Here is a 10,310-nt window from a genome sequence, read left to right as displayed (position 1 = left end):
GTTCTCAGCCGCCCCAGTCTCAGCCGCCCCAGTCTCAGCCGCCCCAGTCTCAGCCGCCCCAGTCTCAGCCGCCCCAGTCTCAGCCGCCCCAGTCTCAGCCGCCCCAGTCTCAACCGTTCCAGTCTCAACCGCTCCAGTCTGAGCCGCCGGGTGTCAGCTGCGCAGCCGGGCCGCGTGGTCGGGGACCTGGGTCTGCATGTCGCGGGGCGGGCGCTCGTACCCCTTCGACGGCGGGCGGGCCGGCAGTTCGAGCGGCAGTCGCTGGACCTCGTGGTACGGGATCGTCGACAGCAGGTGCGCGATCATGTTGATCCGCGCGGAGCGTTTGTCCTCGCTCTCCACGACGTACCACGGTGCCTCGGGGATGTCGGTGTGGACGAACATCTCGTCCTTGGCCCGCGAGTAGTTCTCCCAGCGGGTGATCGACTCCAGGTCCATCGGCGACAGTTTCCAGCGCCGCATCGGGTCGTCGAGCCGGCTGCGGAAGCGGTTCTCCTGCTCGCTGTCACTGACCGAGAACCAGTACTTGCGCAGCAGGATGCCGTCCTCGACGAGCAGCCGCTCGAGGATCGGGGACTGGTGCAGGAACCGCGCGTACTCCTGGTTCGTGCAGAACCCCATCACGTGCTCGACACCGGCCCGGTTGTACCAGCTGCGGTCGAACAGCACGATCTCCCCAGCGGCCGGCAGGTGTTCGACGTACCGCTGGAAATACCACTGCGACCGCTGCCGCTCGGTCGGGGCCGGCAGCGCCGCGATCCGCGCGACCCGTGGGTTCAGGTACTCCGTGACGCGTTTGATCGTGCTGCCCTTGCCGGCCGCGTCCCGGCCCTCGAAGACCACCACGACCCGGGCGCGCTCGACCCGCACCCACTCCTGGAGCTTCACCAGCTCGGCCTGCAGCCGGAGCAGCTCCTTCTCGTACCGCTTCTTCGGCAATCGTTTCGTGTGGGTCATGCTGCACGATCTCGCATCCGCGGCCCGGATCCCAGCAGTCACGCCGGGTCGGGCCTTTCGGCCCTACGACGACCGGCCGGCATGGCGTTGGCTCGGAGCAGAGCAGCATCCGACCTGCCCGAAGGAGCGAGATGAACGAGGTGACCGCGGCCGAACGGGACGCCTTGCTGCGGGCGGCGGTGGCGGCACCGTCGATGCACAACACGCAGCCGTGGCGGTTCCGGTTCGTGGGCCGGACGGTCGAGGTGTACCGGGACCGACGGCGTGAGCTTCCGGCCGAGGACCCGTCGCACCGGATGCTGTTCGTTTCCCTGGGTGCGGCGATCCTCAACCTGCGGGTCGCGGCCGCGGCGCGGGGGATGGGCTCGGAGGTGCGGCACCTGATGGACCAGCAGCGGCCGGACCTGGTCGCGGTCGTGGAGCTCGATGGTCCGCCGGTGGAGTCGATGGCGAGGCTGGCGCCGTACCTGACGGAGCGCCGGACGAACCGCGAGCCGTTCAGCGAGACCCGGCTGCCGGCCCAGATCCGGGTGGAGCTCGACCTGTGCGCGCGGGTGGAGGGCGCCGTCCTGCAGTGGCTGGACAAGCCGAGCCGGCGCTGGTGGTTGCGGATAGCAACGAACGAGGCGATAACGGCCGACGACGAGGACACCGCGCGGACGGCCGAGCGCCGGCAGTGGGTCGGTGGCGACCGGGAGACCGACGGCGTGCCGTCGAGCGCGCTGGGTTCGCGGATCGCCGGCGGCGACCCGCTGAAGCGCGAACTGGCGGCGACCGAGGGGGATGCCGAGCGACCGGTGGCAACCTTCGAGCGGGAGCCGCAGCTGGCCGTGCTCGCCACCCGGTACGACGGTCCGATCGAGTGGCTGCGCGCCGGTCAGGCGCTGGAACACGTGCTGTTGGAGGCGACCGCCCGCGGGGTGGCGACCTCGCTGCTGAACCAGGCGATCGAGCACGAGGAACTGCGGCTGCAGATCAACGACCCGCTGGGTCCGTGGCAGCGGCCGCAGGCGGTGATCCGGTTCGGCTACGGCTCGGCCGTGCCGGCGACGCCGCGCCGCGCGATCGGGGACGTCCTGATCGGCGAGTGACAGGTTACGGGGAGGGCACATGAGCGGCGGGAAGCAGCGCACGGGGGAGCTGTGGGTGCTCATGCAGGCGCGCCGGCTCGGTTTCGGACCGTCCACGCTACGCCGCCGGCCCGATCGGATCGAATCGCTGCTGCTGTGGTGCGCCCTGATCGCTGCGCTGCTGATGGTGCCGATCGGAGCGGCGATCGGGACCAGCGTCCGGAACTCCCTCGACGCCTCGGCGGCGCAGGAGCGCGCGAGGCTCTACGAGGTCCGTGCACGGACCTTGGAGGGCACCGAGCCCGTGTCGTCCGGCATCCCCGGCGGCGTACTGTCGCTGGTCCCGGTCGCGTACGTCGACGCCCGCGGAACCGAACACGAAGGACTGACCACGGTCGTGATGGGGACCAAGGCCAACTCCGACGTGATGGTCTGGCTCGACACCTCGGGGCTGATCGTCACCACGCCGCGCTCGCCGGCCGACAGCGCCGCGCTCGGCGGCACTGTCGGGACCTTCGTCGTGCTCGGTTCGTGGATGCTGCTGTGGGGTGGGTTCCGGCTCGCGCGGATCCCGCTGGATCGTCGCCGGCTGCGCGACTGGGACACCGAGTGGCGCACCATCTCCGCTCGGTGGCTGCGCGGCCAGAAGTAGCCGTACTCAGCTTCCTCTCGGGACCTTCGGCTCTGCAGCCGAAGGTCCAATCGTCCGAGCCTGGCCTGAACGGACGTCTGACGACAGGAGGGGTGTGATGAGTACGACGACGTATCCGGTCCGCGCCTATGGGGCACTGGGCGAACGGCTGAACCGGTGGTGGTGGCCGGTGAAACTGGACATGAGTACGGACGATCCGCGCGCGGCGAAGCTGCATGAACCGCAGGCGGGCGGTCCGGTGCGAGAGACCGAGCCTCCGGGCACCCAACCGCCGCGAGTACCGCCGCCGGGGCCGCAACCGCCCGGGCCACCACCGTCGGGGGGCCGGCCGCGGATGTCCGCGGGACGGATTGTCGCTCTGGTGATCGGCATCCTCGTGACGCTGGCGTCAGTGGTCGGGTTGGCGGTCGGGGGAGCGCTGGCCTGGCTCGACGAAGGGCGGCGCGATAGCGCGGGGTACATCACCTCGGACCAGGTCACGCTGACGACGGCCGGCTATGCGTTGACCAGTGAGAGTCTCGCGATCGACGCCGGCGCCGCGAGTATCCCGCACCGGTGGTTCGGCGACGCCCGGATCCGCGTGCAGAGCACGGACGGTACGCCGGTGTTCGTCGGGCTCGCCAACACGAGCGACGTACAGCGCTATCTGTCCGGCGTCGCGCACTCGACCGTGACGGATATCGGACCGAACCACGCGACGTACACCGAGCACGCCGGCAGGGCGCCCGTCGTACCGCCGGCGGCGTTGCGGATCTGGCGCTCCCAGGCCTCGGGACCAGGGCAGCAGTCGATCTCCTGGCCGTTCGAGCAAGGCGACTGGACGCTCGTGGTGATGGCTGCGGACGGCAGCCGCGGCGTCAGCGTCCGGGCCGACGCGGGATCGAACGCACCGGTGCTGGAGTGGTTGTGGATCGTCGTGCTGGTGAGCGCGGGCGTGGCGTTCGTGATCGGCGTGGCGCTTGTGGTGCTGGCGGTCGTCCGGCAACCGAAGCCGGGACCTTCGCCCCTGCAGGGGCCACCGGGTCCGCCATCGAATGGAAGTGAGGGAAGAACCGTCTGAGGGGGCAACCAATGAGTGTGCGGGTAGGGATCAACGGGTTCGGGCGCATCGGGCGGGACTACCTGCGATGCGTACTCGAGCGGCCTTCGACCGGGATCGACGTGGTTGCGATCAACGACGTCGCACCACCGGCGACACTCGCGCACCTGCTCCGCTACGACTCGACGTACGGGCCTCTGAAGGAAGAGGTCGGACACTCGGACGACACCATCACGGTCGGCGGCCGCACCCTGCGCGCGACCGCCGAGCGTGATCCCGCCCAGCTCGACTGGGCGGCTGTGGGGGCCGACATCGTGATCGAGTCGACCGGCAAGTTCCGCACCCGGGAGGCCGCCGGCGCGCACCTGAGCGCCGGTGCCCGCAAGGTGATCCTGTCGGTGCCGGGCAAGGATGTCGACGCGACCGTCGTCCTCGGCGTCAACGACGACGACTACGACCCGGCCGCCCACCACGTGATCTCGAACGCTTCGTGTACGACGAACTGCGTCGCGCCGATGGTGTCGGTGCTGCACCAGGCGTTCGGGATCGAGCGTGGACTGATGACCACGATCCACAGCTACACCAACGACCAGGTGCTGCTCGACGGCCCGCACAAGGACCTGCGGCGCGGACGTGCCGGAGCGGCCAACCTGATTCCGACGAGCACCGGCGCCGCCCGTGCGGTCGGGCTGGTGATTCCGGAGCTCGCCGGGAAGATCGACGGCGTCGCGGTCCGGGTGCCGGTGGAGGACGGTTCGCTGACCGATCTGTCGGTCGAGCTGTCGGCGCCGGTCTCGGTCGCGCAGGTGAACCAGGCGTTCGCCGACGCCGCGGCCGGGCCGCTGAAGGGCATCCTGCGCTACACGACAGACGCGATCGTGTCCCGCGACATCGTCGGTGACCCGGCGTCGTGCATCTTCGACGCCCAGCTCACCCAGGTCCAGGGCCACCTGGTCAAGGTCTTCGGTTGGTACGACAACGAGTGGGGCTACACGAGCCGGCTGGTCGACCTGACCGAGCTCGTCGCGGCCTCCTTGTGAAGAGGCTCGGTGTGAAGGGAGCAGCGATGAACGACGCGTATGTCTTGCGGCTCGACGGCACCCTGGAACCGGAACAGATCGGTGTCAAAGCCGCTCGGCTGGCCGAGCTGGCGCTCGAGGGCGTTCGGGTTCCGGAAGGCTTCGCGGTGACCGCCGCGGCGTACGGCGAGTTCGTCCGCGAGGGCCGGCTGGGCCCGGTGATCGGCCACCAGATCCGGAGGTTCCGGACCGGGCGCGATCTGGAGGTGGCCGCGGCCCGCATCCGTACCGCGTTCCGCGACGCGCCGATGCCGGCACCGGTGGCCGAGGAGATTCTGACCGCCTACAAGGAGCTCGGCGGCGAGGGGACCGAGGTCGCCGTGCGGTGCAGCCCGGTGCGGTCACCCGACGTCGTCGACCACCAGGTGTTCCTGCACCTGAAGACCGGCGCGGACGTGATCGCCGCGTGCCGGCGATGCTTCGCGTCCCTCTACGACACAGTTGCCGTCGGCAATCGGGAGGCCGAGGGGGCCGACCAGTTGACGGTCGCGATGCCGGTGACCGTGCAGCATCTCGTGCGGTCCGATCTCGGGGGTTCGGGTACCGCCCGCGCCGAGAACAGGTTCGTGCGGGTTCAGGCCGCCTGGGGCCTCGGCGAGCCGCCGGTGGTCGACGGCGACCTGTACTCGGTGCACTCCGGAGCACGGCCACTGATCGTCGCACACCGCGGTGCCAGGCTGACCAAGACCGTGGCCGCCGAGCCGCACGGGACCCGCACGGTTCCCACGACGCCGGCGGAGCGGGCCGGCCTGGTGCTCACCGACGACGAACTGCGGGAGCTTGCCCGGTGGTCGGTCCTGGCGGACCGGCACTTCCGTCGCCCGAGCACGCTGGAGTGGGCGAAGGACGGTCCGACCGGCCATCTGTACGTGGTCGAGATCCGTCCCGGTCGCACGCCCGCGGCGAAGATCCAGGCACCCGGCCGTGGCGTCCTCGAGCCGCAGTACCGCTGATCACCAGGTCCCGTGGGTGTTTCGGATCGCTGCCTGGGCGCCGAGCAGGCCGTAGTGGCCGTCGTACCTGGCATAGAGCGCGGCCAGCCGACCGGTCGCCTTGTCGGTGAAGATCTCGACCGGTTCGCCGGTGAGATCCAGCCGCGCGGTGGCCACCGCGACGCTGCGGTGCTCCGCGGTGCTCAGCACGATCGGCGGTGTAGGGACTTGCAGGCCGATCGGGTTCGGTCGTGCCTGGACGATCCGGTAACCGCCACCGCTGTGGACGACGATGCTGTCCTGGTGGCTGTACTTCTCCCGGAACAGGTGGAACCGGTAATCCATGGCTTCCAGGGCCAGGACCGCCTCGGCCGCCGTCATCGCCTCCGGACGGCAGATCTTGTGCCGCGCGACCCGGCGGACCGCCGGCGGCAGCAGCTCCGGCGGCGACGGCGGGAGCAGGGTGCTGACCCGTTCGCGCAGGCACTCGGCCAGCGCACCGGGGAACAGGTGCAGCTGCTCGATGGTGCGGATCGCGAGCAGACTGACCACGTCGGACATCGTCTCGGCCGCCACCTGCGCCCGTACCCGCCGTCCACCAGCGAGTTGTACGTCGACCTGCGCGACCAGCGGCCGGCGCAGCCCGGGCTCGGTCAGGCGCGTGAGCCGGACCCGGCTCTGCGACGCCCACGGACCGAGGATCGGCGCGAGGTGCTCGTTCATCACCGCAGCGGCGTCGGTGGGCAGGATTCCCACCGTGCTGACGAGCAGTGTGGTGACTGGCCTGAACGGCAAAGTGACTTGGCCGTCTGTCCTCATGCGTCCCCCTGACGGTTTCCTACCGGCGCCCGAGACCGGACGACCATTTCAGGCTCGCAGCTACGGCACCGCACGGTCAGGTCCGTTGGGCCCTGAATCAGGGCCGTTGGTCCCTGCCGCCGATCACTCCGCGCGGGTGAGGATCGTCGGTACGTGACGGCGAGGGGAGGGACCGTGGGCGAGTTCGGCGCGGAATGGTCGAACGGCCGGCCGGTGCTGGTCGGGTACGACGGGTCGCCGGCCAGTGACGCTGCGGCGCGCTGGGCGGCCGGCGCGGCACAGGACTTCGGGCAGCGTGTGCGGATCATCCACGTGATGTCGTGGCCGGTACTACGGAGCACGGGGGGTGCCGCGCTGGCGATCGGGACCGACGCGTTGGGGCGGGAGGCCGAACAGCTGCTCGACAAAACCTGCCGGGACGTCCGGGCCGAGTTCCCCGGGGTGGAGATCGAGGCCGAGGTACCGATCGGCGATCCGGTGCCGGTGCTGCTGCGGGAGGCCGTCGGCGGGGCGCTGCTGGTGCTCGGTTCGCGGGGGCTGGGGGAGGTGCGTGACCTCGCCGAAGGGTCGGTGATGGCACATATCGCGACCCACGCCGCCTGCCCGGTGGTCGTCGTACCGGCGGGTTGGGTACCGCGTCAGGACCGGCCCGGACGAGTGGTGGTCGGGGTGGACGGATCGGTGCGGAGCGAGCAGGCGATCGGCTTCGCGTACGAGTTCGCGCAGCGCATCGGTGCGTCGGTCACGGCTGTCCTGGCCTGGAAGGATCCGAAGAGCACCGGTGCCGGGGACATCCTGTTCCCCGCCCACGACCCCGCCGTGGTCGACGAAGACGGCGCCGCGGTGCTGGCCGAGTCCGTCGCCGGGCAGGCGGTCGCCCATCCGGACGTGAAGGTCACCGAGAAGCAGATCCGCGGTACCGCGTCGAGGGTCCTGGCCGAGGAGTCCCAGAACGCCGACCTGCTGATCGTCGGCTCCCGCGGCCGCGGTCGGGGCCGGGGACTCGTCCTGGGCTCGGTCAGTCGCGCGGTCCTGCACCACGCCGCGTGCCCGGTCGCGGTCGTCCGCTGAGACCCGGCCGCGGGGCCTGCGGAGCGGACGAAGGTCCCGCCAGATCGAGGGCCGACGGCACTGCCCTGACCTCGGCGGCGCGGATCAGAGTGGTCGTGGGGAGGCGATCGCCATGCAGAAGCGCGGATCGTTGAACGAGTTCGGCCTGGCGGCCGGAAAGAAGGCGCGGCTGCGCCGGATCCTGTTCGACCACGGTCTGCGGAACGGTACGGCGCTGTTCCTGCCCTACGACCAGGGGCTGGAGCACGGACCGCGGGACTTCTTCGCGAATCCGCGGTCCGCGGACCCGGCGTACATCATGAAGCTCGCGATCGCGGGCGAGTTCAACGGCGTCGCGATCCAGATCGGGCTGGCGGAGAAGTTCTTCTGGGACTATGCCGGTGAGATCCCGCTGATCCTCAAACTCAACGGCAAGACCGACATCCCACCCGACGCCGCGGCGCTGTCGCCGGTGCACGCCGGTGTGGAGGACGCTGTGCGCCTCGGGGCCGACGCGGTGGGCTACACCTTGTACGTCGGTTCGCCCGCGCAGGAGGCCGATTTCACACAGTACCGGCGAGTTCGCGCCGACGCCGAGCGCTTCGGGATGCCACTGGTCGTCTGGGCCTACCCGCGCGGTACGGCGATCGAGGCGAAGGGCGGTAAGGACTCGTTCTACGCCGTGGACTACGCGGCCCGGGTGGCGAGCGAGCTCGGCGCGGACGTGGTGAAGGTGAACTTCCCACAACCGGCGAAGCGCGACAACGTCAGACCGCCGTACGAGGAGATCTTCACTCCGCAGCAAGCGATCGACGGTGTGGTGCGCTCGGCGAACCGGACGCTGGTGCTGGTCTCCGGCGGCGAGCGGTCCGGCGACGACGCGATGTACCGCAAGGCCGAGCAGGCGATGGACGCCGGCGGTCTCGGTCTGATCTTCGGGCGGAACGTCTGGCAGCGCGAGTACGACGAGTCGCTGGCCTTCGTCGACGGTCTGAAGGAGATTCTCGTCCAGCACCCGAGCGACTGAGAGGAACGCCGGTATGACCAAGTACGTCCTCGTTGGCGTCGATGGCTCGCCCGAGAGCCGCCTCGCGCTGCGGTGGGCCGTCGGCGCGGCCGAACAGCGGAACCTGCCGGTGCGGGTGGTGCGGGCCTACCAGAGCGACTTCGGCCCGTGGCCGGCCGCCGGCATGTCCGGTTACGCGCCGCCGGAGATGCCGGTGGACGAGTTCCAGTTCGAGCTCGACGAGGCGCTGCAGTACGCCCGGGAGCGGCTCGGGGAGGACGCCGCGTCCGGCTGGCTGGCCCCGGTGGACCCGTCGCACGCCCTCCTGAAGGAGGCCGTCGGGGCCGATCTGGTCGTGGTCGGGACCCGGTCGCGGAGCAAGATGTCGGCCGCGGTGCTGGGCTCGGTCGCGATCGCCGTCGCTTCCAAGGCGCCGTGTCCGGTGGTCGTGGTCCGCGGTACGGGCCGGGCCGGGCCGATCGTGGTGGGCACGGACGGCTCGCCGGACTCCGAGGACGCGCTGACCTTCGCGTTCGAGGAGGCGGCCCGCTCGGGGGAGTCGCTGGAGGTGGCGTACTGCTGGCATCCACAGGCGGATCCTTCCGAGTCGGTCGACAGCACGGACGAACTGCTCGAGGGCTGGCTGACCGACAGCCTGGAACCGTACCGGGACAAGTTCCCGACCGTTCGGGTGCATGCCGCTGTCGTCGCCGGCCGGGCCGCAGCGCGGCTGATCGAACTGTCCGGGAAGGCGTCATTGGTCGTGGTCGGCTCGCGCGGCCGCGGCGGCGTGAAGGGGTTGCTGCTCGGCTCCGTCAGCCAGAGCCTGCTACACCAAGCCGACTCACCGGTCGCGGTCGTCCGCCGGCACGAGACATCCTGATGCGGTCGCCCAGACAGGTCCTCGGCTAGGAGCGCGGGACTGTGGCAGCTGACGAACTGACCCGGTGGCCGGGTAACAGCTGGGTGGGTGAGCTGATGCGGCAGCTCACCCACCCTTCGGCTTGGTCGCCCTGGGGTGCCGACGAGCTGTGGCGACCAGCGCGGAGGACCAGTCGATGAGCGCCGTCCTCGACTGGCTCGCCCAGCTGCCGGCGTGGCTGGTGCTCGCGGTGGTCTGTCTGCTGCCGGCGCTCGAGGCCTCGACGTTCCTCGGACTCGTGGTGCCTGGGGAGACCGCGGTCATCGTCGGCGGCGTAGTCGCGCACGCCGGGGGGCTGCCGCTGTGGGCAGTGATGGTCGCGGCAGCGGTCGGTGCGATCGCGGGTGATCAAGTGGGGTTCCTGGTCGGGCGCCGGTACGGGTCCGGGGTGCTCGAACGGCTGCCGCGGCGTTTCCGGCGACCGGAACAGATCGAGCGGACCCTCGCACTGATCGGCCGCCGTGGCGCCGTGGCGGTCGTCCTCGGGCGGTGGACCGCAGCGTTCCGTGCACTGGTGCCCGGCATCGCGGGGATGAGCCGGATGCAGCGGTCGCACTTCACCGTCGCGAATGTCGTCGGCGGGACTATCTGGGCCGTCCTGGTGGCCGGTGGCGGCTATCTGGCCGGTGCATCGTACCGGGCGCTCGAACAACGCCTGGGGGTCGTGAGCGGCGTGCTGCTCGGCCTGGTCGTGATCGCGATCGTCGTAGCGTTGGTAGTGCACCACCGGAGGTCCCGACGCTGACGTGGTTCGTCCGGCGCGGGAAGCGTCCAAGGAACGACT

General features: G+C 70.5%; 11 protein-coding genes. 9 read left to right on the top strand and 2 right to left on the bottom strand.

Features of this window, described 5'->3' with window-relative positions:
- Window positions 1-153: 153 nt before the first annotated feature.
- The gene (ppk2, locus tag AC0662_RS08095; RefSeq protein ID WP_452196581.1) at window positions 154-957 is read right to left on the bottom strand and encodes a polyphosphate kinase 2; all 804 of its coding nucleotides are present in this window, start codon (window positions 955-957) and stop codon (window positions 154-156) included.
- Window positions 958-1,088: 131 nt separating this feature from the next.
- Here ppk2 and AC0662_RS08090 point away from each other — a divergent pair, with 131 nt between their 5' ends.
- From AC0662_RS08090 to AC0662_RS08070, 5 genes are all read left to right on the top strand, one after another.
- On the top strand, window positions 1,089-2,048 hold the full coding sequence (locus tag AC0662_RS08090) for an Acg family FMN-binding oxidoreductase (protein ID WP_478299300.1): 960 nt from the start codon (window positions 1,089-1,091) through the stop codon (window positions 2,046-2,048).
- 19 nt (window positions 2,049-2,067) lie between these two features.
- A complete protein-coding gene (locus AC0662_RS08085; RefSeq protein ID WP_452196579.1) occupies window positions 2,068-2,679 on the top strand; it encodes an Rv1733c family protein in 612 nt (203 codons plus the stop codon).
- A gap of 97 nt (window positions 2,680-2,776) precedes the next feature.
- Window positions 2,777-3,739 carry a hypothetical protein gene (locus AC0662_RS08080; RefSeq protein ID WP_452196578.1) on the top strand — a complete coding sequence of 321 codons (963 nt, stop codon included), beginning with the start codon at window positions 2,777-2,779 and terminating at the stop codon, window positions 3,737-3,739.
- Window positions 3,740-3,750: 11 nt separating this feature from the next.
- Window positions 3,751-4,758 (top strand): type I glyceraldehyde-3-phosphate dehydrogenase, encoded by a 1,008-nt coding sequence (gene gap, locus AC0662_RS08075; RefSeq protein ID WP_478299298.1) that lies wholly within the window; start codon window positions 3,751-3,753, stop codon window positions 4,756-4,758.
- A gap of 26 nt (window positions 4,759-4,784) precedes the next feature.
- Window positions 4,785-5,750 carry a PEP/pyruvate-binding domain-containing protein gene (locus AC0662_RS08070; RefSeq protein ID WP_478299296.1) on the top strand — a complete coding sequence of 322 codons (966 nt, stop codon included), beginning with the start codon at window positions 4,785-4,787 and terminating at the stop codon, window positions 5,748-5,750.
- Here AC0662_RS08070 and AC0662_RS08065 read toward each other — a convergent pair whose 3' ends face one another.
- Window positions 5,751-6,485 carry a sigma 54 modulation/S30EA ribosomal C-terminal domain-containing protein gene (locus tag AC0662_RS08065; protein WP_478299294.1) on the bottom strand — a complete coding sequence of 245 codons (735 nt, stop codon included), beginning with the start codon at window positions 6,483-6,485 and terminating at the stop codon, window positions 5,751-5,753.
- A gap of 237 nt (window positions 6,486-6,722) precedes the next feature.
- On the opposite strand from AC0662_RS08065, the gene AC0662_RS08060 reads away from it, so the two are divergent.
- The 4 genes from AC0662_RS08060 (at window position 6,723) to AC0662_RS08045 (ending at window position 10,271) form a co-directional block, all read left to right on the top strand.
- Complete coding sequence (locus AC0662_RS08060) at window positions 6,723-7,619, top strand: universal stress protein (RefSeq protein WP_452196574.1); 897 nt, start codon at window positions 6,723-6,725, stop codon at window positions 7,617-7,619.
- 112 nt (window positions 7,620-7,731) lie between these two features.
- Entirely contained in the window at window positions 7,732-8,625 is an 894-nt protein-coding gene (locus AC0662_RS08055) for a class I fructose-bisphosphate aldolase (protein WP_478299292.1), read from the top strand.
- 13 nt (window positions 8,626-8,638) lie between these two features.
- Window positions 8,639-9,487 (top strand): universal stress protein, encoded by an 849-nt coding sequence (locus AC0662_RS08050; protein ID WP_452196572.1) that lies wholly within the window; start codon window positions 8,639-8,641, stop codon window positions 9,485-9,487.
- Between the two features lie 175 nt (window positions 9,488-9,662).
- Window positions 9,663-10,271: a DedA family protein gene (locus AC0662_RS08045; protein ID WP_452196571.1), complete on the top strand. Its 609-nt coding sequence runs from the start codon at window positions 9,663-9,665 to the stop codon at window positions 10,269-10,271.
- Window positions 10,272-10,310 lie beyond the last annotated feature (39 nt).

The sequence above is a fragment of the Kribbella sp. NPDC043289 genome (genome assembly GCF_056436705.1).
This window is presented reverse-complemented; position numbering and strand designations above follow the sequence as displayed.